The sequence below is a fragment of the Micromonospora arida genome, from assembly GCF_042873195.1.
GTDB classification, from domain to species: Bacteria; Actinomycetota; Actinomycetes; order Mycobacteriales; family Micromonosporaceae; genus Micromonospora; species Micromonospora arida.
Genome location: NZ_JBIALC010000004.1, coordinates 1 through 22,806, shown reverse-complemented (window position 1 = coordinate 22,806; position 22,806 = coordinate 1). Strand labels below are relative to the sequence as shown.

The window sequence follows — 22,806 nt, the reverse complement described above, 5'->3', positions numbered from 1 at the left end:
GCGATCCACGGGATTCGACGGTAACACCTCCAGGGCAGGTACCCGCAGGCCGCACCCCGGCTGCGACACCTCCGGGCCATCCGGACGAGGCCCGGCGCTCAGGACGCGGCAACCTCCGTCGATGACCGGGAGACCTGCCGGGGCGGTACGGGCACCGTCGGATCGGCGTCCGGCGTCGACCCGCTCGCGGTCGGCTCGGCCGGTTCGTCGGCGTCCCCACGGCGCTCGCCCGCAGTGTCCGACGCCGGTTGGGCGACCTTCGCCGGTGCGCTCGGAGGCGGGCCGGCGATCGGACGGGGATGCACGGCACCCAGTGGCCCACCGCCGCCGGTCGGACCGTCGCCTCCACCGAGCGGGCCGACCCCGCCGGACCCCGAGTCGTCGTCGGCGCCGTTGGCGCGGGATCGGCCCGCTGCCGGGCGGGTCCGGTCCGCGGCGTGCCCGAGCACCCGGAGCGACGCCAGGGCGGCCATCGGCACCACCAGTGCGGCGGCAGCGCCCATCACGTCCAGGGCCGCGCCGTCGAGCACACCACCGAGCACCGCGGCGACCACAGTGCCGGCCAGCGCGGCCCGGACCGCCGGGTAGATGCCGAACAGCCGCATCAGCCCACCCCACGGCTGCAACAGGGCGAACCACACGAGCAACCCGCCGGCCAGCGCCAGCACCGTCAGCGGGCTGTTGACCAACGTCTCGAAGTTCTCCGTGCTGGACCGGTGCACGGCGAACCCGCCGGTGCCGTCGCCGAGCGCGGAGAGGAACCGGCCCAGGCTGCCCCGCTCCCCCGGCGGACGCCGCAGGTCCACCACGGCGAACCCGATACCGACCGCCAGCGCGGCCATGGTGGCCCAGGCCAGCCGGCTGATCGTCAACCAGCCGCCGGCGCTGATCACGGCGGCGACGCTCACCCCGGCGGTGAGCGCGATCGCGCCGACCGGGTCGGCGCCCAGGTACGGGCTGCCGACCACCACCACGGCGAGGCCACCCACCGCCACCATCACCGCCGGCCGCCAGCCCCGGTGCACCCGTTGGGCGAACCAGCCGCCGGTGACCAACGCACCGGCGAGGAACACTCCCAACCCCACAGTGCTCAGCCCGGCGTACCGGCCGCCCTGCAACGCGGAGTAGCCGACCACGCTGTTGAGCTGGAGGCGGGCCCCGGTGAGCACGTCCAGCCCGACCACGAGCGTGGCGAGGCCGGCCACCGCTCCGAGCGGCCCGAGGGTGTTCGCGTACCCGGGGACGAACCGCACCGCCGCAGTGCCGGCGGCCACCAGCAGCGCGGTCACCCCGGCGAAGATCCACCCGGGGTGCTCGCCGCGCCACCAGGGCACCGCGTCGGCCAGCAGCGCCGCCGGCACGGTCAACGCCACGGCGACCAGCAGCAGCTCCACCACCGCCACGATCCGCCCGGAGACGGGCGTCGGGCCGGCCGGGCCGGCGTGCGGACGGGCCCGGCGCAGCAGCGGCAGCATCGCGATCGCCAGCAGCACCTGCGCCCCGGCGAGCAACGCGAAGAACACCCCGGAGACGGAGCGCTGGGCGGCCGCCTCCCGGTCGGCGTTCGCCGGCGCGTTGATGGCCTCGGTCAGGTCGGCGGGGCCGTCGCCGGTGCTGATCGCCGGACGGCCGAGGAAGAGCCGCTCCGGCATGGGCCGACCCAACGCGGCGAGGGCGGTCGGCGCAAGGTCGACAAGTTGCAGGTACCCGTCCCGGCCGGTGCTCGCGGAGGTGAGCCACCCCCGTTCCCAGCCCGGCCCGTCGGCGACCGCCACGTGCAGCCGGGCCGGCTGGGTGGTGTCGGAGATCCCCGCGACCAGCACCAACGACCGTGGGGGTCGCGCCGCCAGCACCCGCGCCAGCTCGGCGTCCGCCGCGCGGGCCTCCTCGGCGCGGGTGGCCGGATCGGCCCCCTCGACCGTGCCGAGGTCGACGATGCTCAGCACACACGAGCCGAGCAGCGGCCGCGGGTCGGCCGGCAGCCCCGAGGCGTACCGGTCGACGCGGCCGAACGGCCGGGCGGCGGCCACGGCCGCGCCCGGGCCGACGGCGACGGAGCATCGCACCGACTCGGACAACGAGCCGGGCAGGGCGCCCCAGGGCAGCTGCTGCTGGTTGTACTGGACCACGCTCTCCTGGTCGGGCAGGTTCGCGCCGATGCCGTCCGGTTGTTCCACCGTCACCGCCGCCGACGGGCAACCGTCGACCGACCGGCTGCCGTTCCACGCGGCGAAGCTGCCCGCGCCGAGGGTCAGCCAGCCGTCCACCGGGCAGGTGGGCCGGTGCGCGGAACGCACCGACAGGGAGCCGATCGAGCCGTCCTGGGCCATCCGCCACAGCGTCGGGGTGCTCTGCGGATCCACGTCCTCCCAGCGCAGCCCGGCGATCCCGGCGAGCACCACGAAGTCGGCGGTGCGTTGCGGGGTGCCCTGGGGTGGGCGGGCGGCGAGCGCGGTGACGCCCAGCGCCACCACGAGCACTGTCAACAGGGCGGGAGCGATTCGGCGCAGCATCACCGGTGTCCCGTTCTCCGGGCGTCGGAGCCCGGGGCGGCCGCCGGCCCGCCGGGGTTCCCGGCCAGCTCGGCGTAGAGGGCGGCAAGCGTGGCGACGGTGTCCGCCTCGGTCGGCCACGTCGCCGCCCGTTCGGCGCCACGCCGGCCCAACTCCGCCCGCGCCGCCGGGTCGTCCAGCAACGCGCGTACGGCCGCGTCGACCGCGTCCACGTCACCGGCGGGAACCAGCGTGGCCGCGTCACCCACCAGGTCCGGGAGCCCGCCGACAGCGGTGGCCACCAGCGGCACGCCGGCGCGCAGCGCCTCCTGGGCGAAGAGCTGTCGCGCCTCCCAGTCGCTGGTCACCACGGCCAGGTCGGCGCCGGCGAGCAGGTCGGCCACGTCGGTGCGGTGCCCCAGCAGGGTCACCGGGGCGCGGGCGGCGGAGGTCCGCGCGGCGAGCGGCAGATACGCCGGCCCGCTGCCCGCGATCACCACGACCGGCGGCGGGGTACGCGCACGCCAACGGGCCGCCGCGTCGATCAGCACGTCGTAGCGCTTCTGCGGGTGCAACCGACCGACCGAGACGATCAACGGCTGGTCCGGGCGGACGCCGAACTCGGCGCGTACCGCCGCCGGGCGTCGACGCGGCGCGGGCAGCGTCGGCGCGGCGACCGGAGCGAGCCGGGCGTCGGCGGCACCCACCTCGGCGGCCCGTCGCACCAGGTCCTCGGAGGCGCCGAGCGCCACCCGCACGCCCCGGGCCACCACCCGTTCGACGAGCCGGGACACTCCGCCCCGCAGCCCTCCCGCGAGCACCGCGTTGTGCCAGGTGACGATCAGCGGGGCGGCCGGACGGGCCAGCACGGCGACCAACCCGGCCCGCAGGCCGTGCGCGTGCACCACGTCGACGTGAACGGCGGCGAGCGCCCGGCGCAGGGAGAGCACCGCCCGCGCGTCGGCCGGAGTCGGGCTGGCCGGGATCTCCACCGGCGCGAACCGCGCACCGACACCGGTGAAGTCGAACTGCTCCTCAGTGGCGGCGGGCCCGCAGACCAGGACGGTGGTGCCGCCCGCGACGAGGCCCCGGGCCACCGAACGGACGTGCTGGCCGACCCCGCCGGTGCTGGACGCGAGCACCAACGCGACGGTGCCCGACCAGTTGGCAGGCTGAGCTGGCTCAGTCATCGCGTCGCCGTCTCCTTCCCGTCGCCCCGCTCCGCGGAGCCCGCGCCCGGTGTCGGCGCACCGCCGGACGGCCCCCGCCGGCCCAGACGCCGCAGCACCCCGGCGATCAGTGGCTGTACGTCCCGCCGGTCGACGAACCAGACCACGGCGAGGAACACAACCCCAATCAGAACCCCGGACAGCATGCCCTGACCGAACGCTGCCGCCGTCGTCGGGGTGCCGCCGTCCGACTGGTCGAGCCAACGGCTCAGGCCCAGCCCGGCGAGCCCGGCGAGCACACCGGCGAGCACACCGGCCGCTCCGGCCCGTGCCGCTCCCGCGAGGGCGGGACGGCCGGCGCCGCGCAGCACCGCCACGAGCAGCAGGGCGCCGAGCACCAGCATCCCCACCGAGTTCGCGGACGTCACCGCGAGCACCCGGTCGGCGGTGGGCAGCAGCGCCGTCAACGGCAGCGCCACGGCCGGCACGACCAGCCAGCCGAGGGTGATCGCCACCGTCGCCGACCGGGTGTCGCCGCGCGCGTACAGCGCCCGGGACAGCACCGCGAACAGGCCGTAGCCGAGCAGTCCCGGCGCGAACCCCCTGATGGCAGCCGCAGTGGACGCCGGATTGTCCGGGTAGAAGAGGGCGGCGACCGGCTGCGCGGTACCGATCAACGCCGCGACGCCCAGGCAACTGAAGAGCAGCACGCCCCGCGTCGCGCCGGAGAGGGTTCGTCGGTAACCGTCCTCGTCACCGGCGGCGCTGGCGGTGGCCAGGGTGGGATAGGACGCCACCGCCAACGGCACGGCGAGGACCGCCCACGGCAACAGGTAGATCGCCTGAGCCAGGTTGAACACCTGTGGGGAGCCGGTGGGGCCCCCGGAGACCCGGTTCAGGACCACCAGGAGCGCGATCTGCTGTGCGGCCACCGTCACCGCGCCGGCCGTGGCGAGCCCGCCGATCCGCGCCCGCGCGTCGGCGGTGAAGGCGTACCCGAACCGGGGCCGTAGCCGCAGCCGGCGCAGCGGGATCAGCAGTGAGAGCGACAGCACCACCACGCCCAGCGTGGTGCCGCCGGAGAGGAGCAGTTCGCCGCTGCGGCCAACCTGGGCCACTGACACGCCCCGCCCCTGGGCGGCGCCGAAGGCCACGTAGACGACGACAACCGTGAGGCTGGACAGCAGCGGCGCGATGACCGGCCAGGCGAAGCGTCGGTGTGCCTGCAGGACGCCGGTGAGCACGATGCCGATCCCGTAGAGCGGCAACTGCGGGGCGAACACGCGCAGCATCCGGGCGCCGGCGGCGAGTTCCGCCGCCGATCGTCCCTCGCTGATCAGCGAGATGATCGGGTCGGCGAACAGGACGACGAGCACGGCGAGGGGGACCAGCAGGCTCACCGTCCAGGTGAGCAGGGCGCCGGTGGTGGCCGCCACCGCCCGCCGGTCCTCGGCCGCGACCGCCCCGGCCAGCAGTGGCACGACCAGGCTGGCCAACGCCCCGCCCGCGACGATCTCGAAGACGATGTTCGGCACCGTGTTGGCGATGACGTACATGCCGCCGAGGTCGCTCTGCTCGACCACCCAGGTGAACACGGCGGTACGGCCGAAGCCGGCGAGTCGGCTGGCCACGGTGAGGACGGCGATGAGCGCGGCTGCCCCGGCCAGCCGGCCGGCGCCGGCGAGGGGTGCCGGTCTTGTCACGTCAGTCGGCGCGTCGGCCCAGTGCGTCGAGTTCGCGCAGCCCCGGGGTCCGCTGGATCACCGCGGTGAAGCTGACCTTCTCGCTGGCGGCGGTGAGCCCGGCCAGGACGGCGAGCAGACCGGCCCGGCCGAGCGGGCCGGTACGGGCGGCGAGCGCGACGCCGAGCACCGCCCCGAGCGCGTTCGCGCCACTGTCGCCGAGCATCACGTCCTCGGCCAGGTCGTCGCGGAGCAGACCGGCGGCGGCACCGGCCGCACCCGCGGCGATCCCGCCCTGCGGGCCGCCGGTCAGCGGCGCGGCGAGCAGCAGCCCGGACTTGAGGGCGCGGCCCGGCCGCAGGTCGAGCAGGTTGAGCAGGTTGGCCGTGCCGGCGATCACACCGGCGCCGAGCAGCACGTCGACACCCCGGCCGAACGCACCGTGCCGCTGCCGGCGCGGGTGCGCGGCGACCCGGGCGTCGGCGGCGAGCAGCGCGGCGGCTCCCAGCCCGGCGGCTCCCACCCCGACAACCTTGACCAGACCGGCGGTGACCCGCCCCTCACGCAACGCGGCGAGGTGCCCGGCGAAACCCTTGGCCGTCTTCTGCTCCGGCCGCGCGCCGACCACGTCGTCGTACAGCCCGACGCCGCCCGCGCCGAGACCGGCGACCAGCGCCGCCCCACCGGCGGCGCCGCCGGTGGCCCCGAACGCGCCGGCGGCGGCCGCGCCGGCGGCGAGCGCCGGCCCGGCGGCCAGGCTCACCGTGCGGCCACGGAAGTTGGTGCGTTCCAACGCGGGCCCGGCCGGCGAGGTGCGCGCCTCACGCAGCGCGTAGCGGGCCGCCGCGGCGCCCGCGCCGGCGATCAACAGCCGACCCAGCGCGCTCACGCCGCCACCTCGCCGGCTCGGTCACGCGTCACCTGGTCGGATCCGGACACGGGGGTACGTCGTTCGCTCACTGGGGCAGTCTAGGCAACAGGCCGGAGGCGGCGTTGTCGCCGACGCCGTACTGCCCGGCTTTCTTCTCGGTGAGCTGCTGCACCAGGGCGAGGGTGGTGACCACCTGGCCCTGCACGGTGTTGGCGTTGTCGACCGTGGAGATGGTCTGGGCGAGCACCGGGTCGCCGCGCACCACGCCGACCAGGTTGCCGCCGACGGAACCGTTGCCGGCCACCACGATCGCCCCGGTGCGGTCGAACTGCTCGGCGATCTTGACCACCGACTCGTCCCGCTTGTCGGAGTCCTTGTCGACGTACGGCTGACCGCTGACCACGACGACCGCCTCCGCCGAGGCGGTGACCTTGTTGCTGTCGGTGGTCAGGTAGCCGGCGTTGTTGTAGGCGGCGAGCACCGCCCGCCGGTCGGCGTCACTGACCGGCGCGACGCCCTGGGGCCGGTCCAGCAGGACGCTGGCCAGCAGCGCGCTGGAGGTCTCCACGCCGTGTCCGTTGCCCGGCAGGCCGGTGGTCTGCGCGGTCGGACGGGCGGCGGTGACGGCCAACTCCAGCAGGTTGGAGTTGTTGTCCGGGTTGATGAACTTGTCCTGCAGGTCGACCTGGCCGGTGATGGTGGCCCCGGCCTGCTGGAGCTTCTTGAGCACGTTTCCGGTGTGGTCGCGCCCGTTGGGCAGGCTGAGAACCGCGACCCGGCGCGCGGTGAGGGTGCCGGGCAGGAGGAGCTGGGAGGTCTCCTCGGCGAATTCCTCTTCCAGCGCGAGTTGCTTCTCCATGTTGCTGACCGTCTGACGCCACTGCTGGTTGTCCTTGCGTAGCCCGGTGACCTGCTCCTTGAGCGAGTCGGCGACCGGGCCGTTGAGGGCGGCTGTGCCGACCACCAGGCCGATCGCCAGAGCCAGGAAGACCGCGGTGAGGGACACCACGTGGTAGCGGAAGTTGATCACGCTTGCAGCCTCTTGATCGGTCGGGAACTAGAAGAGCCGGTACAGCTGGAACACAAAATTGTCCCACCACTCGGCGACCACGCCCAGGTACGCCTTCCCGACTGTTGACACGGCCACCGCGGACGCCATCGCCGCGATCGCCGACAGCACCAGCAGCAGCAGCGACGAGCCGGAGATGCTCTGCCGGTAGAGCCGGCTCACCCCCTTGGCGTCGACCAGCTTGCCGCCGACCTTCAGCCGGGTCAGGAAGGTCGAGGCCATCCCGCCGCGGCCCTTGTCGAGGAACTCGACGAGGGTGGCATGGGTGCCGACCGCGACCAGCAGCGAGGCGCCCTTCTCGTCGGCGAGAAGCATGGCCAGGTCCTCGCTGGTCGCCGCGGCCGGGAAGGTGATCGCCGGCACACCGAGGCCGTTGACCCGGGGTAGGCCGGGCGCGCGCCCGTCCGGGTACGCGTGCACGATCACCTCGGCGCCGCAGCGCAGCACGTCGTCGGTGACCGAATCCATGTCCCCGATGATCATGTCGGGGGTGTAGCCGGCCTCGACCAGGGCGTCCGCACCGCCGTCGACGCCGATGAGCACCGGCTTGAACTCCCGGATGTACGGGCGCAGCACGTCCAGGTCGGCCTTGTAGTCGTAGCCGCGCACCACGATCAGGCAGTGCCGACCCTGCATCTGGGTCTCGATGTCCGGCACTCCGACACCGTCGAGCAGCAGGTCGCGTTCCTGGCGCAGGTAGTCCATCGTGTTGGCGGCGAACGCCTCCAACTGCACCGACAGACCCTCCCGGGCGTCGGCCATCGCCTTGCCGACCGACTCGGCGTCCTGAAGGCTGCCGTGGGCCACCGGCTCGTCACCGGCGAAGACCGTGTTGCCCTCGATGCGCACCTGGTCGCCCTCGCGGATGCGCTCGAAGACGCCCTCCCCCAGGTCGTCGAGGAGCGGAATGCCGGCGGCGATCAACACCTCCGGGCCGAGGTTCGGGTAACGGCCGGAGACCGAGGGCTTGGCGTTGAGCACCGCCGCGACCCCGACGGCGACGAGCGAGTCGGCCGCCACCCGGTCCAGGTCGACGTGGTCGATGACCGCGATGTCACCGGGGCGCAGCCGACCGACCAGGCGTTTCGTCCGGCGATCAAGGCGCGCGGTGCCGAGGACTCTGCCCGGTTCGGAGTTCCGGTTCCGGCGCAACGTGGGTAGACGCATCGTGACCATCCTGGCATGTGAGGCAGGCTTTTCTGTCGCGACATGCCTGAGCAGGGCCGCCTACCCAGGGAAGCACACACCGGCACAAGCCGGTGTGCTTGCGCTCACAATACGCGGCGTCACAACCGCCTTTCCTTGGCGGCCACTGCCAAAAGCTCCTCGGCGTGGGCGATACCCAGATCTGAATCGGGCAAACCCGCCAGCATGCGCGCCAACTCCCGAGCCCGCTCGGTGTCCTCCACCACCCGCACCCCGCTGGTCGTCACCGCACCGCCGGTGTCCTTCGCCACCACCAGGTGCCGGTCGGCGAACGCGGCCACCTGCGGCAGGTGCGTGACCACCAGCACCTGGTGACTGCGGGCCAGTCGGGCCAGCCGCCGGCCGATCTCCACCGCCGCCTGCCCGCCGACCCCCGCGTCGACCTCGTCGAAGACCAACGTGGGCGGGCCACCGGAGCCGGCGAACACGACCTCGATGGCGAGCATCACCCGGGACAACTCACCGCCGGAGGCGCCGCGCTGCAACGGCAACGACGGCGCGCCCGGGTGGGCCAGCAACCGCAACTCCACCTCGTCACCGCCGTCCGGCGTGACACCCACCTCGACGCCGTTGACCGCAAGCGTCGGCTCGGCCCGCCCGGCCGGACGGGGCAGCACCGCCACCTCGATCCGCGCGTGCGGCATCGCCAGCCCGGCCAGCTCGACGGTGACCTGGTCGGCGAAGCGGACCGCCGCCTCCTGCCGGGAGGTGGACACCCGCCCGGCCAGGTCGGCCACCTCGACGGCGAGCCGCTGGCCCTCCCGCTCCAACTCGTCGAGCACGTCGTCGGACATGTCCAGATCGGACAGTCGGGTGCGCGCCCGATCGGCCCAGGCGATCACCCCGTCGACGTCGTCGGCGTACTTACGGGTCAGCGCGCGCAGCGCCGCTCGCCGCTCGTAGACGTGCTGCAACCGGGCCGGGTCCGCGTCCAGCGTCGCCAGGTACGCCGACAGCTCCGCGGACACGTCGGTGACCAGGGTGGCCGCCTCCTCCAGGCGGGCCGCCAGCTCACCGAGCGCCGGATCGGTGCCGGACTGCGCCTCCAGGGTCCGCCGGGCGGTGCCGAGCAGCGCCGCCGCGTCCGGGGTCTCCTCCGCCGCCTCCGCGCCACCGGCCACGCACTGCTGGGCGATCTGCGCGGCCGTCCGCAGGCCCTCGGCGTGCTCCAGCCGCTGCGCCTCGGTCTTCAGCTCGCCGTCCTCACCGGGCTGCGGATCGACCCGGGTGATCTCGTCGAGGCCCAACCGCAGCAGGTCGGCCTCCTGGTTGCGCTCGCGGGCGTTGCGCCGACGGTCGGCCAGGTCGTCGACGACCCGACGCCACCCCGTGTACGCCTCGCGCAGCGCGTCGAGCAGCTTCTCGTGCGCGGGGCCGGCGAACCGGTCCAGTGCGGCCCGCTGCTCGGCCGGGCGCAGCAGCCGCAGCTGGTCGGACTGACCGTGCACGGCAACCGCCTGCTCGCCGATCTCACCGAGCATCGACACCGGCATGCTCCGACCGCCGACGTGGGCGCGCGAGCGCCCCTCCACCGTCACCGTGCGGCTCAGCAGCACCGACCCGTCCTCGTCGGGTTCGCCGCCGGCCTCGATGATCCGCGCGTGCACGGCGTCGGCGACCCGCCCGTGCAGCCGCAGCCGCCCCTCCACCACCGCACGGCCGGGTTGGGCGCGGACCCGCCCGGCGTCGGCCCGGCCGCCGAAGAGCAGGCCGAGGCCGGTGACCACCATCGTCTTGCCCGCACCGGTCTCGCCGGTGATGACGTTCATGCCGCCGGTCAACGGCAGCGTGGTGTCTTCGATGACGCCCAGTCCGGTGATGCGCAGCTCTTCCAGCACAGCCACCGACAGTAGACGCGAGGCCCGACACTTGACCAGCCGACGGGCCCGGGTACGGCCCGCACCCGGCCGACGTACAGTTCTGCCCCGTGTTGGACGTGATCGGCCTGACCTCGGCTGAGGAGGAGCTCTACCGCTGCCTGCTCCAGCTCACCACAGCCCGCATCGACGAGTTGGCCGATCGCCTGCACCGGCCCCGTGAGCAGGTCGTCGCCCAGGTCGAGGCACTGCGCGGCAAGGGCCTCGTACAGCGCAGCGACAACGACCCGGACGCCCCGCTGCGCCCGACCGCCCCGGACGTCGCCCTCGGCGGGACGCTGCTGCGACGTCAGGAGGACCTGGAGTCCGCCCGCCGACTGGTCACCCAACTGGCCGAGGAGTACCGCACCGGGCTGCGCCGACACCACGTCGACCACCTGGTCGAGGTGATCACCGGCGCCCGGGTGCTTCGCGACCGCCTGCGCGACCTGCAGAACTCGGCGCGTACCGAGGTGCTCTGGTTCTGCCGGGCCAATCCCCTCGCCATGGCCGGCCCGGAGAACGTCGAGGAATTCGACGCGCTGGCCCGTGGGGTGAGCTACCGGGCCATCTACGAGCGTGACCTGCTGCTGGAGCCGGGCGCTTTGGCCGACCTGGCCAAGGGGGTCGCCGCCGGGGAGCAGGCCCGCGTCCTGGACCGGCTGCCGGTCAGACTGGCCATCGTGGACGCCCGCACGGCCATCTGCCCGTTGGTGCCCGACCGCGACGGCGGCGAACCGAGCGCCGCCGTGATCGGCCGCAGTCAACTGCTCGACGCGCTGCTCGCCCTCTTCGAGAGCCACTGGCGGGTGGCCACCCGGCTGCGCCTCGACGACCCCCTCGCCGTCGCGGCCCCCGAGGCTCGACGCCCGGATCCCGCCGACCAACCGGGCGACGGTTACCAACCCGACGCCGACGAGGCCCGGCTGCTGTCGCTGTTCGTGGCGGGCGTACCGGACAAGTCCATCGCCTCCCAGCTCGGGGTGAGCCGGCGGACCGTGCAACGGCGGATCGCCGACCTGATGGCCGCCGCCGGCGTGGACACCCGGCCCGGGTTGGCGTTCCAGGTGGCCCGACGCGGCTGGCTCTGACGCGACAGGGTCCGCCGTCGACCGACGGCGGACCCTCGACCGGCGGGGCGGGACGGCCAGGCCGCCCCGCCCCGCCCGATCAGCGCAGCCCGTACGCCTGGAGCACCGTCTGGTCGACGGTGTTCCCGGCCCGGTCGGCGGCGTGCACCCGCAGCGACACCGTTCCGCGCCCCGCCGGCACCGTCGCGGTGTACCGGGTGCCCGAACCCTTGGTCGGCGCGTTGCGCCAGGTGACGCCCCCGTCGAAGGAGACCTGCACCCGGACACCGGCACCGGTCGGCGCCGGCAACCCGGCCGGCTGCCGCAGGGTCAGCCCCAGCTGGTGCGGCCGGTTGCCGCGTACCGTGCCGCGCAGGTCGGCCGGCACCCGGTAGTCCACCTGGAGCAGCGACAACGGCGTGGCGGCGTCGCCCGCCGGTCGGGCCGAGGTGAACTCCCAGGCCGTGTCGGTCCGCGTGCCGTAACGCCAGTCGGCCGAGGACCGCTGGGTGGTCACGTCCAGGCGGTAGCGGGCGGCCCCGGCGGTCGTGGGCACCGACGCCCAGCCGTCGGAGAGGTCGGCGATCTGCTGCCCGTCGCGGCTGACCCGCGCCGTGACGGTGTCCGACTCCTCGCTCTCGCCGGCCACGCTGTAGTGCCCCTCGGCGTCGACGAACTCGGGCACCCGCAACTCCAGGTTGTCACCGGCGCGGGTGGGCACCGGCGCCCCGCTGGCCGGGACGGCCGGGCGGAGCACCGGCGCGTGCCAGGTCTCGGTCACCCGGTCGTCGGCGGCGTAGCGCCGGGGCTGCTGGGTCAGACCACCGGTCAGCTGCCCCCACTGCATGAACATCTGCTTGTGCAGCACCCGTTGCTGCCACCAGGAGTCCCCGGCGCTGACGAACTCCTGCCGGGTGGTGCCGTTGCGGACCATGCGCTGGTCGTCGTTCCAGGCGTACTCCTGCCACGGACGCCAGCCGAACCGCTCCTCGGTGGCCCAGCCCGCACCCATGTCGCCGTAGCTCGCGGTCACCTCGGCGGTGTTCTTGGCGGTCACCGTGTGCACCACACGCTCCGGCACCCGACCCTTCGACACCTGCCACACGTCGTACAGGTAGGGGCTGTCCACGGTCAGCGTCAGGTCCAGCGTCGCCCGACCCTTGCGCGCCGCCGCGATCAGCCGCTGCCCGTCGTCGTACGCGACCACCATCGACGGGATCGGCAGCCGCTCTCCGTTGGGCCGCCAGACCGTCCACGCGCTCTGGTCCTCGGGCCGGACGATCAGCACCGCGGCGGCGCCGGCTGCCGCGACGGCGGCCGCCTGCTCCTCTTCCGAGCGGTTCGGGTCGGCGCCGAGCAGCACGGCGGCGCCCCGCACCCGGGTCAGATCGGCGGGGGTGCCGGTGCCGGCCCAGACCAGCGGCAGCTTCCGCCGACCGGTCGGCGCCGGCGACGTGCCCAGCAGGTTGATGTCCGACGGACCGGACACCCCGCTGATCTTCGCGTCCACCATGGGCGCGACGAGCTGCCACCGCGAGGCGAACTCGAACTCGCCCTGGCGCACCTGGCGGGTCGGCGTGACGTTGACCTGCTGAACGGTGCTGTAGGCCATCACGCCGTGGTCAATCTGCCGGCCATTGCCCAGCACCCGGTGCACGTAGTAGCTGAGCGTGGCCCGCTGCTCGCTGGGCTTCGGCGTCTCGATCCGCACCGGCGTGCCCTTGCGCGCGTCGAGCACCACGGTCAGGTCCCGGTCGACGGTCACCTCTGGCTCGACGATCTGGGTCATCTGCTCGTCCAGGGGGACGCCGTGCGCCATCAGCGCGGTCAGCACGTACGTGCCCTCCTCGACCTCCAGGGTGCCCTCGCCACCCCACAGGCCCCAGAAGTCCGACTCGGGCTGCTCACCGAAGACGGTCAACCCCGGCGAGAGGCCCGGCTGGCCCTGCCGGTCCAGCAGCTTGATGGTGAGTTGGTGCACGGGACCGCTGACGGTGAGCCCGACTGCGGTCCGCACCGCCACGCCCTCCGTGCCTGTCGCCACCAGCCAGCCACCGTGCGGGCCCCGACCCAGCTTCGCCGGGTCGGCGCGCAGCGGCACGGCCACGCTGCCGCCCGCCGGCACGGTCACCTCGCCGGAGGTCACGGCGACCCCGTCGGGCTCGGCCACGCCGGTGTCCAAGTTGCGCAGTTCCAGGGCCAGTCGCAGGGACTGCGTGGTCGTCGTGCCGTTGGTGTACGTCACGGTCCGCTCGACCGCCGCACCGCCGGTGGAGATCCGGCCGAAGTCTGCGGTGGCCGAGGCGTACACCTGCTGGCCGAGGGCACGCGCCACGTCGACCCGGCCGGAACCCTGCTCGAAGACGGTCAGCGCCGGGTTCGCCTTCGTCGTGCTGACCAGCGCGTCCTTGAGCTTCGCGGCGGCCCAGTCCGGGTGTTCCTGGGCGAGGATCGCCGCCGCTCCGGCCACGTGCGGAGTGGCCATCGAGGTGCCGGACGCGGTCGTGTACGCGTCGTCCACCGGCGTACCCATGGCGGTGCCGGCGGCCCGGGCGGCGACGATGCCGACGCCCGGCGCGGTGATCTCGGGCTTGAGGCCGTTGTCGCCGAGGCGCGGGCCCCGGCTGGAGAACTCCGCCAGGTTGTCGGCACGGTCCACGGCCCCGACGGTGAGCGCCGCCGCGGCCGCGCCGGGCGCACCGACGGTACGCGCGGCGCCCGAGTTGCCGGCGGCGACCACGAACAGCGCGCCGGTCTCGGCGGTCAGGTCGTTCACCGCCTGGCTCATCGGGTCGGTGCCGTCGGTGGGGTCGCCACCGAGGCTCATGCTGACCACCTTCGCGCCGGAGTGGGCGGCCCACTCCATGCCCGCGATGATGGACGAGCTGTAGCCGGAGCCACCGTCGTCGAGCACCTTGCCGACCAGCAACCGCGCACCCGGGGCGACGCCCTTGCGTAGCCCGTCGGACGCCGCACCGCTGCCGGCGATGGTGGCGGCCACGTGGGTGCCGTGGCCGTGCCCGTCGCGGGCGCTGCCGCTGCCGGAGAAGTCCTGCGCCTCGGCGATCCGACCGGCCAGGTCGGGGTGGGTGGCGTCGACGCCGGTGTCGAGCACCGCCACCTTCACGCCGGCACCGTCGCGCCCGGCCGCCCAGGCCGTCGGGGCGCCGATCTGCGGCACGGAGTGCTCCAGCGCCGGGCGGACTCGCCCGTCCAGCCAGATACGGGCGATGCCAGCACCCAGCCGGGGCGCGGCGGCAGTCGTGGTCCGGCTGGCCGGCGTACCGGCGAGCGTGGTCCACAGGTTGCCGAGGGCCCCCTTGCCGACCCGCAGCGCCGCGCCGTTGATGCTCTCCAGCGGCCGGGCGTCGGTGGCACCGGCAAGCGGCTTGACCCGCCCGGCCGCCTGCTCCTGGTAGCGCACGATCAGTGGCAACGCGCCCTGCGCCGCGTCGCCGTATCCGTCGGCGGCCAACTCCTGCACGTCGAACAGGTTGGCGTCGAGGGCCCCGCTCGAAACGTAGGGTAGGGCGTCGCTGGGCAGCACCCGCAACCGGCCGTCGACCTCCAGGGTCTGGAAGATGACGCGCTCGCGCCCGGGTCCCGGGCGGACAGTGGCGGCGACCCGGCCGGGTGCCGCGGGCGCGAGCTCGACCTGGTCGCCGGTGATCAGGGTGATGCGGACGGGTGCGTGCTGGGCGGGCGTGCCCGACGTCGGGCCGGTGGGCCGGGCGGGCGGGTCGGCGGACGCCGGTGCGGCGATGCCGACCACCAACGCGCCGACCGCGCCGACGGCGAGCCAGCGTGGGGACCAGTGCATGCGATGGGCTCCTCTACTCCTCCAGGCCCGCCATCCGTGGATGAGGGCCGATCGGAGTCTGCGTCGGAGCGTGTCACCAGGTCACTAGTCGCCGGCCGCCGCAGCGGCGACATGTCGTCAGGTGGACAACTGACATCCACCGACCGTGTGCGCCACGGTCACCGGCGGCTGCCACGCCAACCGTGCACGGGGAGGCCGAACTTGGCCACCAGCCGGTCGGTGAACGGGCGGGGACGCAGCCGCACGATGCGTACCGGCAGGGCGCCCCGACGCACCGTCACCCGCGCCCCGGGTGGCAAGTCGTAGACGCGCCGGCCGTCGCAGGAGAGCACGGCGAGGGTGGTGAACGGGTCGACGGTGATCACGAAGGTGGACGTCGGGGCCGTGACCAACGGGCGGCTGAACAACGCGTGCGCGCTGATCGGCACCAGCAGCAGCGCCTCCACCTCCGGCCAGACCACCGGGCCGCCACCGGAGAACGCGTACGCGGTGGAGCCGGTGGGGGTGGCGCAGACGACACCGTCGCAGCCGTAGCGCGACAGCGGCCGGCCGTCCACGTCGACGAGCAGCTCCAGCATCTGGGCCCGCTCGCCCTTCTCGATGCTGATCTCGTTGAGCGCCCAGGACTCGATGGTCGGCCCACCGTCGAACTCGGCCGTGACGTCCAGGGTCAGCCGCTCGTCGACCGTGTAGTTGCGGCCGACGACGTCCCGGACGGCGGTGTCCAGATCGTCGATCTCCGCCTCCGCCAGGAAGCCCACCTTGCCGAGGTTGATGCCGAGCAGCGGCGCCTTCGCGGGCCGGGCCAGCTCGGCGGCGCGCAGGAAGGTGCCGTCCCCACCGAGCGCGAAGACGATCTCGGCGCCCTCGGCGGCCTGCGGACCGGCGACCGGCACCACGCCGGGCAGGTCGAGGTCGTCGGCCTCGTCGGCGACCACCCGCACCTCGAAACCGGCGTCGATCAGGTCGGCGGCGACCGACCGGGCGTGCTCCGTGCTGCGCCGACGGCCGGTGTGGGTCACCAGCAGCGCGGTCCGGCTCATCGGGCCGCCCGCCCACGCCGGACCGGGCGGCGTCGCGCCACCGACGCCGTCGCCTCGGCACGGCCGCGTGTCACCGCGCGACCCGTTGCGGCGCCCTCACTGCGCGCGTTCACCCTGCGACCTCCTCCGCCGCCACGTCCGGCACCCCGCCGGCAGTCGTCGAGCCGTCCGGCCCGGCCGCCACCACGGCCCGCACCCGCTCCGGGTCGGCCGCTGGTGCGCCCCGGCGCAACCATACGAAGAACTCCACGTTGCCGCTCGGCCCGGGCAGCGGGCTGGCCGCCACGCCGGCGAGTCCGAGGCCGAGCCGCGCGGCCGCCGCGGCCACGTCCAGCACCGCTTCGGCGCGCAGCTCCGGATCGCGGACCACACCGCCGGCGCCGACCCGGTCCTTGCCGACCTCGAACTGCGGCTTGACCATCAGTGCCAGGTCACCGTCGTCGCGGGTGCAGCCGGCCAGCGCCGGCAGCACCAGTCGCAGCGAGATGAACGACAGGTCGGCCACCGTGAGGTCGACCGGGCCGCCGATCGCGTCGGCATCGAGGGTACGGACATTCGTGCGCTCCAGGACGCGGACCCGCTCGTTCGTACGCAGCGGCCAGGCGAGCTGCCCGTAGCCGACGTCCACGGCCACCACCTCGGCCGCGTCGGCGCGCAGCAGCACATCGGTGAACCCACCGGTCGACGCTCCCGCGTCCAGGCAACGCCGCCCGGCCACGTGCAGCCCACCGGGGGCGAACGCGGCCAGAGCGCCGGCGAGCTTGTGCCCGCCTCGGGAGACGTACTCCTCAGCCGGGTCCGCACCGGTCACCAGGAGCGGGTCGGCGGGGTCGACCATCGCGGCCGCCTTGCGGGCGACCACGCCCCGCAGTTGGACCCGGCCGGCCTCCACCAACGCGGCGGCCTGCTCACGGGAGCGGGCCAGACCGCGTCGGACGAGTTCGGCGTCCAGCCGGTTACGACGTGCCATGGGTGGTTCTCCGGTCTGCTCAGGCCTGGTCGTCCCGCTCAGGTCTGGTCGATGGTGGCGAGGGTTTCCCGCAGCGTCTCGTAGGCCGCCTCGTACTGCGCGATCTGGTCGGCGGGAGCGAGCGTCGCCGCGTTGGCGATGGCCCGCACGGCGGCGTCCACCGCCGGATGCCGTGTCTCGTCGTCCCCGAGATCCGGCGGCGGCCCGGGGCGGGCACCCACCGGCGGACCGGGCCGAGCCGGGAACGAACCACCAGCCGGCGGACCCGGCCGAGCCGGGAACGAACCGCCAGCCGGCGGACCGGGCCGGGTCATTCGGCGTCGTCCGGCCGCTGCTTGCGAACCGCCGCTTTCTTGGCGGGCATCACGGCCGGCGTCGGGACGTCCTCGTCGGCCGTCCGGCTGATCGTCGCCGGCGCCTTCTTGGCGATGGCCTTCTTGGCGACCGCCTTCTTCGCGACGGCCTTCTTCGCCACCGGCGCGGAGACCGGGGCACCGGCCGAGGCGTCGGACGGCACGAGACCGGTGCCGGGCTGCGCGGCGACGGTCGGGTCGGGTTGTGGCGTGGGGCCGGCGGTCGGCGCGTCGGCCGGCTCGGCGGACCGCGCCTCCCGCAGCTGCCGTTCCAGGTCGTGCACCCGCCGGGTCAGCTCGGCCACCTCGTCGGCGGTGGCCAGACCGACCGCGCCGAGGGCCCGGTCGACCTCGAAGCGGACCAGCTTGGTCAGCGCCTCCCGGTTGGCGGCGCCGGTGGTGACCAGTTCCTCGCCGAGGGCCTGGAGTTGGGCGGCGGTCGCGCCGCCGGTGCCGACGAGGCGACGTGCCACGTCCTGGGCCTTCTTCCGGGGCGCCTCCGCAAGGCCCATGGCCAGCTCGAGGTAGGCGCGCCACGCGTCCTGCATGCCTGAGTCCTTCCACGGGGCGGGGTGTGCAGGTGTCACGCTACCGGGCACCCCGGACCGACCCGTGCGGTACGGTGCCGAGGACGGCGTGGCGATCACAAGGGGGAGATGTGGCCAGCGTGGACGAGTGCCGGCAGGCGTTGCAGGAGCTGGCCGCCCGGTTGGATCGCAACGCCGAGACGGTGCGCGAACGGATCGACCTGGACCGGACGCTGGCCTGCCGGATCACCGACCTGGACACCGCGTTCCACGGCCGGATCACCGGCGGCCGACTGGTCGAGCTGACCGACGGCGACGACCCCAAGGCCAAGATCGCGCTGAGCACGTCCAGCGACGACCTGCTCGCCCTGGTCCGGGGCAACCTGGACGTCACCAGTGCGGTGACCTCCCGCCGGGTGTCGATCAAGGCGAACCCGTTCGACCTGCTCAAGCTGCGCAAGCTGCTCTGAGGGCCCCGCCCGGCTCACGCCGCCGCGGTCAGACCGAAACTCTCCACCGCGTGGGCCGCGTCCGGGCCCACCGCACGGATCTTCGGCAACTCCGGCACCGACGCCGACCAGGCCACCGCGCAGAGCGCCGCCAGGGCGTCCAGCGGCCGACCGGCCCCGGCCAGCTCCAGCGTGCCGTCCCGGTCGGTCACGGACCAGCCGCCGGCGTCCGCCGGGCCCGGGACCCGCACGGCGGCAGCCGGGTCGAAGAGCCCCGCCAGGTCTTTCGCGACGTACGTGGGACGTCGCCGCGGTTCGGCGGCCAGCAACTCCGGTACGCCGTGCACGCCGGTGAGCACGAGCAGGCTGTCCAGCCCGGCCCGGCGGGCACCCTCGATGTCGGTGTCCAGCCGGTCACCCACCACAAGGCTCCGCCCACCGCTACTGCGCCGGGCGGCGGTCTCGAACAGCGCTGGCTCCGGCTTGCCGACCACCACGTCGGGGTCCCGCTCCAGTGCCGTACGCAGCACGGCGACCAGCGAACCGTTGCCGGGCAGTGGTCCCCGCCCACTGGGCAGGGTCCGATCGGTGTTGGTGGCGATCCAGATCGCACCCGCCCGCACCGCTACCGACGCTTCAGCCAGTTCGGCCCAACCGACCTGCGGGCCGTACCCCTGCACCACCGCGGCTGGCTTCTCATCGGCCTGGGTGACCGGGTTCAGACCGACCGCGCGCAGCTCCGCGCGCAGCGCCTCCGCGCCGACCACCAGCACCGACGCGCCGGCGGGCAGCCGGTCGCGCAGCAACTCGGCCGAGGCGGCGGCGGAGGTGAGGACCTCCTCCGGCCGGGCCGGCACGCCCATCCCGGTCAGCAGGTCGGCGACCTCGCTGGACCGGCGGGACGCGTTGTTGGTGGCGTACGCCACCGCCCGTCCCTCGGCGTGCAGCCGGGCCACCGTCTCGACGGCGCCGGGGATCGGCCGGTCGATCAGGTAGATCACGCCGTCCAGGTCGAAGACGACCAGGGTGTACCCGTCGACCAGCCGCTCCCCCACGCCCGCGCTCACCGCTGCGTCGACCCCGACTCGTCGTCCCGGGCCGGCGAGGTCCCGTCGGCGTTCGCCGCGTCCCCGTTCGCCGCGTCCCCGTCCGTCACGCCGCTGTCGCCAGTGGTGGCCGCGTCGGCGTTGCCGCTCTCGGTGGGGTGAGGGTCCTCGTCCTCGTCGTCGAAGCCTTCGTCGTCAGCGGGGCGGCCGACAGCGTCGTCCTCCTCGTCGTCGTCGAATTCCTCGTCGTCGTCATCGTCGTCATCGTCGTCATCGTCGTCATCGTCGTCATCGTCGTCGTCGTCGTCGTCATCGTCGTCGTCGTCGTCATCATCATCATCATCGTCGTCGTCGATGTCGTCATCGTCGTCATCGTCGATGTCGTCGTCGTTCGCGTCGCCGGCCAGGTCGGCGTCGGGTCGGGCCGGCACAGCGCCGGGAGCACCCGGGCCCGCGGCGATCTCCTCGGCGGCCTCGTCCTCTTCGTCACCCTCGATGACCACGCCGTCGAGTTCGAGCAGCCGCTCGGCGGCGTCTGTCTCGCCCTCCGTGTCCACGTCGGCAGCGCGGGAGAACCATTCGCGGGCCTCCTCGCGCCGGCCCACAGCGAGCAGCGCGTCGGCGTACGCGTACCGCAGCCGGGCCGTCCACGGCACAGTGGCCTCGTTGGTGAGGTCCGGAACCTGGAGCATCGCGACCGCGGCGTCCTTCTGCCCGAGGTCACCCCGCGCGCCAGCGGCGACGATCAGCAGTTCGATCGCCACGGCCTGGTCCAGCTTCTCCCGGTCCGCGCCACGGAACAGGTCAATGGCCCGCTCCGGCCGGCCGAGAGCCCGCTCGCAGTCCGCGAGCACGGCCAGGTGGCTCTGCAATCCGCTCATCCGGTGGTACGTGCGCAGCTCGGCGATCGCCGACTGCCACTCCCCCGCGCGGTACGCGGCCAGGCCGACCGCCTCACGGACAGCGGAGATGCGCGACGCGAGCCGCCGGGCGGCCAGCGCGTGCGCCAACGCCTCGGCCGGGTCCTCGTCGATCAGCTGCCCAGTGGCGACCAGGTGCCGGGCCACCGTCTCGGCGACCGGCTTGTTCAGCGAGAGCAACTCAGCGCGGACGTCCTTGTCGAGGTCGGTCGCGACAATGTCGTCCGGTAGCGCCGGGGCCGAGCTACGCCCACCCTCGGACGACTCGGAGCCACCCGTGCGGTCATCGCGACGGAACTCCCCGTCGCGGCGCGGCCGCTCGTCGGACCGGAAGCCGCCGGTACGCTCTCCGCCCCGGTAACCGCCCTCGCGGTCACCGCCACGGAAACCACCCTCACGCGGAGCAGCGGAACGCGAGCCGTCACGGTCGCCGCCGCGGAAGCCGCCTTCGCGACGGTCGCCGCCCCGGAAGCCACCCTCACGGGGAGCACTGGAACGCGAGCCGTCACGGTCGCCGCCCCGGAAGCCACCCTCACGCGGAGCAGCGGAACGCGAACCGTCACGGTCACCGCCGCGGAAGCCGCCCTCACGGCGGTCGCCGCCCCGGAAACCACCGTCGCGGTCGCCACCGCGGAAGCCGCCCTCGCGCGGGGGGCCGGAACGAGTGCGGTCGCCGCCCTGGTAACCGCCCTCGCGACGGTCGCCACCCCGGAAACCACCCTCGCGGTCGCCACCACGGAAGCCACCCTCACGAGGAGCGCCCGAGCGCGAGCCATCGCGGTCGCCGCCCCGGAAACCACCCTCACGCGGGGCACTGGAACGCGAGCCGTCACGGTCGCCGCCACGGAAGCCGCCCTCACGGCGGTCGCCGCCCCGGAAGCCACCCTCACGCGGGGGGCCGGAACGAGTGCGGTCGCCGCCCTGGTAACCGCCCTCGCGACGGTCGCCACCCCGGAAACCACCCTCGCGGTCACCACCACGGAAGCCACCCTCACGGTCACCACCACGGAAGCCACCCTCGCGCGGAGCGCCCGAGCGCGAGCCATCACGGTCGCCGCCCCGGAAGCCGCCCTCACGGCGGTCGCCGCCACGGAAACCACCGTCCCGGTCGCCGCCACGGAAGCCGCCCTCACGGCGGTCGCCGCCACGGAAACCACCGTCGCGGTCACCACCGCGGAAGCCACCCTCACGGGGAGCGCTCGAGCGCGAGCCGTCACGGTCGCCGCCCCGGAAACCACCCTCACGCGGGGCACTGGAACGCGAGCCGTCACGGTCGCCGCCCCGGAAGCCACCCTCGCGGCGGTCGCCGCCACGGAAACCACCGTCGCGGTCACCACCCCGGAAGCCACCCTCGCGCGGAGCACTGGAACGCGAGCCATCACGGTCGCCGCCCCGGAAACCACCTTCGCGACGGTCACCGCCACGGAAGCCGCCCTCGCGGTCACCACCGCGGAAGCCACCCTCACGCGGGGGGCCGGAACGAGTGCGGTCGCCGCCCTGGTAACCGCCCTCACGACGGTCACCGCCACGGAAACCACCCTCGCGGGGAGCACTGGAACGCGAACCGTCCCGGTCGCCACCGCGGAAACCACCCTCACGGCGATCGCCGCCACGGAAACCACCGTCGCGGTCGCCGCCACGGTAGCCACCTTCACGCGGAGCGCTGGAACGCGAACTGTCGCGGTCGCCACCGCGGAAGCCACCCTCACGGGGAGCGCCGGACCGGAAACCGCCCTCACGCGGAGCACCCGAGCGTGACCCATCACGGTCGCCGCCACGGTAGCCACCTTCACGCGGAGCGCTGGAACGCGAGCCGTCGCGGTCGCCGCCCCGGAAACCACCCTCACGGCGGTCGCCGCCACGGTAGCCGCCCTCACGGGGGGCGCTGGAGCGCGAGCTGTCCCGGTCACCACCACGGGAGCCAGAGTCGCGGCCGCCGGCGTATCCGCCTCGGGCGCCGCCGCTGTCGCGGTCTCCCCGGTACGGGGGCCGGCCTTGGTCATCGCGGCGCGGGCCGCGGTCGCTTCCGCCCGCACCGTCAGTACGGTCTTCGTAACGACGGGGACGGTCTCCGCCCTGCGGTCCTGAACTCACAGGTACATCCTTCCTGATTGCGCCACCAATGGCGCTACGCAGTCGAGGGCCGACCCGGATGGGGCGGCCCTCGACTGGAAGATTGTCCGGCGGCGTCCTACTCTCCCACACCCTCACGAGTGCAGTACCATCGGCGCTGGAGGGCTTAGCTTCCGGGTTCGGAATGTAA

At 74.2% G+C, this 22,806-nt stretch carries 17 protein-coding genes and 1 rRNA gene; 2 read left to right on the top strand and 16 right to left on the bottom strand.

Features of this window, described 5'->3' with window-relative positions; translation table 11 throughout:
- Positions 1-98 precede the first annotated feature (98 nt).
- The 7 genes from ACFYP0_RS14335 to recN all read right to left on the bottom strand — a co-directional run bounded on the left by ACFYP0_RS14335 (position 99) and on the right by recN (position 10,327).
- Complete coding sequence (locus ACFYP0_RS14335) at positions 99-2,513, bottom strand: hypothetical protein (protein ID WP_386996070.1); 2,415 nt, start codon at positions 2,511-2,513, stop codon at positions 99-101.
- On the bottom strand, positions 2,513-3,682 hold the full coding sequence (locus ACFYP0_RS14330; protein WP_386996068.1) for a glycosyltransferase family 4 protein: 1,170 nt from the start codon (positions 3,680-3,682) through the stop codon (positions 2,513-2,515). The genes ACFYP0_RS14335 and ACFYP0_RS14330 overlap by 1 nt, the downstream gene beginning before the upstream one ends.
- Positions 3,679-5,364, bottom strand: a complete 1,686-nt coding sequence (murJ, locus tag ACFYP0_RS14325) for a murein biosynthesis integral membrane protein MurJ (protein ID WP_386996065.1) — start codon at positions 5,362-5,364, stop codon at positions 3,679-3,681. Before murJ ends, ACFYP0_RS14330 begins: the two co-directional genes overlap by 4 nt.
- 1 nt (position 5,365) lies before the next feature.
- Positions 5,366-6,232 carry a hypothetical protein gene (locus ACFYP0_RS14320; RefSeq protein ID WP_386996062.1) on the bottom strand — a complete coding sequence of 289 codons (867 nt, stop codon included), beginning with the start codon at positions 6,230-6,232 and terminating at the stop codon, positions 5,366-5,368.
- 67 nt (positions 6,233-6,299) lie between these two features.
- The gene (locus ACFYP0_RS14315) at positions 6,300-7,244 is read right to left on the bottom strand and encodes a copper transporter (RefSeq protein ID WP_386996060.1); all 945 of its coding nucleotides are present in this window, start codon (positions 7,242-7,244) and stop codon (positions 6,300-6,302) included.
- 27 nt (positions 7,245-7,271) lie between these two features.
- Complete coding sequence (gene steA / locus ACFYP0_RS14310) at positions 7,272-8,450, bottom strand: putative cytokinetic ring protein SteA (RefSeq protein ID WP_091407271.1); 1,179 nt, start codon at positions 8,448-8,450, stop codon at positions 7,272-7,274.
- Between the two features lie 119 nt (positions 8,451-8,569).
- On the bottom strand, positions 8,570-10,327 hold the full coding sequence (gene recN, locus ACFYP0_RS14305) for a DNA repair protein RecN (protein WP_355493654.1): 1,758 nt from the start codon (positions 10,325-10,327) through the stop codon (positions 8,570-8,572).
- 89 nt (positions 10,328-10,416) lie between these two features.
- Here recN and ACFYP0_RS14300 point away from each other — a divergent pair, with 89 nt between their 5' ends.
- Positions 10,417-11,436, top strand: a complete 1,020-nt coding sequence (locus ACFYP0_RS14300; protein WP_124854821.1) for a helix-turn-helix domain-containing protein — start codon at positions 10,417-10,419, stop codon at positions 11,434-11,436.
- Positions 11,437-11,515: 79 nt separating this feature from the next.
- Here the strand turns inward: ACFYP0_RS14300 and ACFYP0_RS14295 are convergent, their stop codons facing one another.
- The 5 genes from ACFYP0_RS14295 to ACFYP0_RS14275 all read right to left on the bottom strand — a co-directional run bounded on the left by ACFYP0_RS14295 (position 11,516) and on the right by ACFYP0_RS14275 (position 18,149).
- On the bottom strand, positions 11,516-15,235 hold the full coding sequence (locus ACFYP0_RS14295; RefSeq protein ID WP_386996057.1) for a S8 family serine peptidase: 3,720 nt from the start codon (positions 15,233-15,235) through the stop codon (positions 11,516-11,518).
- Positions 15,236-15,393: 158 nt separating this feature from the next.
- The gene (locus ACFYP0_RS14290; RefSeq protein ID WP_091407282.1) at positions 15,394-16,278 is read right to left on the bottom strand and encodes an NAD kinase; all 885 of its coding nucleotides are present in this window, start codon (positions 16,276-16,278) and stop codon (positions 15,394-15,396) included.
- Positions 16,279-16,387: 109 nt separating this feature from the next.
- Positions 16,388-17,248, bottom strand: coding sequence for a TlyA family RNA methyltransferase (locus ACFYP0_RS14285; RefSeq protein WP_386996055.1), 861 nt, complete (start codon positions 17,246-17,248; stop codon positions 16,388-16,390).
- A 38-nt stretch (positions 17,249-17,286) separates the two neighbouring features.
- Positions 17,287-17,562, bottom strand: coding sequence for a hypothetical protein (locus ACFYP0_RS14280; protein ID WP_356978922.1), 276 nt, complete (start codon positions 17,560-17,562; stop codon positions 17,287-17,289).
- A complete protein-coding gene (locus ACFYP0_RS14275; RefSeq protein ID WP_386996052.1) occupies positions 17,559-18,149 on the bottom strand; it encodes a phasin family protein in 591 nt (196 codons plus the stop codon). Before ACFYP0_RS14275 ends, ACFYP0_RS14280 begins: the two co-directional genes overlap by 4 nt.
- 110 nt (positions 18,150-18,259) lie before the next feature.
- On the opposite strand from ACFYP0_RS14275, the gene ACFYP0_RS14270 reads away from it, so the two are divergent.
- Positions 18,260-18,598: an SCP2 sterol-binding domain-containing protein gene (locus ACFYP0_RS14270; protein ID WP_124854815.1), complete on the top strand. Its 339-nt coding sequence runs from the start codon at positions 18,260-18,262 to the stop codon at positions 18,596-18,598.
- Between the two features lie 14 nt (positions 18,599-18,612).
- On the opposite strand, the gene ACFYP0_RS14265 is transcribed toward ACFYP0_RS14270, so the two are convergent.
- From ACFYP0_RS14265 to rrf, 4 genes are all read right to left on the bottom strand, one after another.
- The gene (locus ACFYP0_RS14265; protein ID WP_386996050.1) at positions 18,613-19,644 is read right to left on the bottom strand and encodes an HAD-IIA family hydrolase; all 1,032 of its coding nucleotides are present in this window, start codon (positions 19,642-19,644) and stop codon (positions 18,613-18,615) included.
- The gene (locus ACFYP0_RS14260; RefSeq protein WP_356978929.1) at positions 19,641-20,690 is read right to left on the bottom strand and encodes a tetratricopeptide repeat protein; all 1,050 of its coding nucleotides are present in this window, start codon (positions 20,688-20,690) and stop codon (positions 19,641-19,643) included. Before ACFYP0_RS14260 ends, ACFYP0_RS14265 begins: the two co-directional genes overlap by 4 nt.
- 20 nt (positions 20,691-20,710) lie before the next feature.
- Entirely contained in the window at positions 20,711-22,405 is a 1,695-nt protein-coding gene (locus ACFYP0_RS14255) for a hypothetical protein (RefSeq protein ID WP_386996048.1), read from the bottom strand.
- A gap of 316 nt (positions 22,406-22,721) precedes the next feature.
- Positions 22,722-22,806: ribosomal RNA gene (gene rrf, locus ACFYP0_RS14250) — 5S ribosomal RNA — on the bottom strand; the annotation flags it as partial.

Bases quoted from the DNA above. Each gene is read 5' to 3' on its own strand.
- ACFYP0_RS14295 (WP_386996057.1), bottom strand. From the start codon at position 15,235: ATGCACTGGTCCCCACGCTGGCTCGCCGTCGGCGCGGTCGGCGCGTTG.
- ACFYP0_RS14330 (WP_386996068.1), bottom strand. From the start codon at position 3,682: ATGACTGAGCCAGCTCAGCCTGCCAACTGGTCGGGCACCGTCGCGTTG.
- ACFYP0_RS14285 (WP_386996055.1), bottom strand. From the start codon at position 17,248: ATGGCACGTCGTAACCGGCTGGACGCCGAACTCGTCCGACGCGGTCTG.
- ACFYP0_RS14275 (WP_386996052.1), bottom strand. From the start codon at position 18,149: ATGCAGGACGCGTGGCGCGCCTACCTCGAGCTGGCCATGGGCCTTGCG.
- ACFYP0_RS14290 (WP_091407282.1), bottom strand. From the start codon at position 16,278: ATGAGCCGGACCGCGCTGCTGGTGACCCACACCGGCCGTCGGCGCAGC.
- ACFYP0_RS14280 (WP_356978922.1), bottom strand. From the start codon at position 17,562: ATGACCCGGCCCGGTCCGCCGGCTGGCGGTTCGTTCCCGGCTCGGCCG.
- ACFYP0_RS14335 (WP_386996070.1), bottom strand. From the start codon at position 2,513: ATGCTGCGCCGAATCGCTCCCGCCCTGTTGACAGTGCTCGTGGTGGCG.
- steA (WP_091407271.1), bottom strand. From the start codon at position 8,450: ATGCGTCTACCCACGTTGCGCCGGAACCGGAACTCCGAACCGGGCAGA.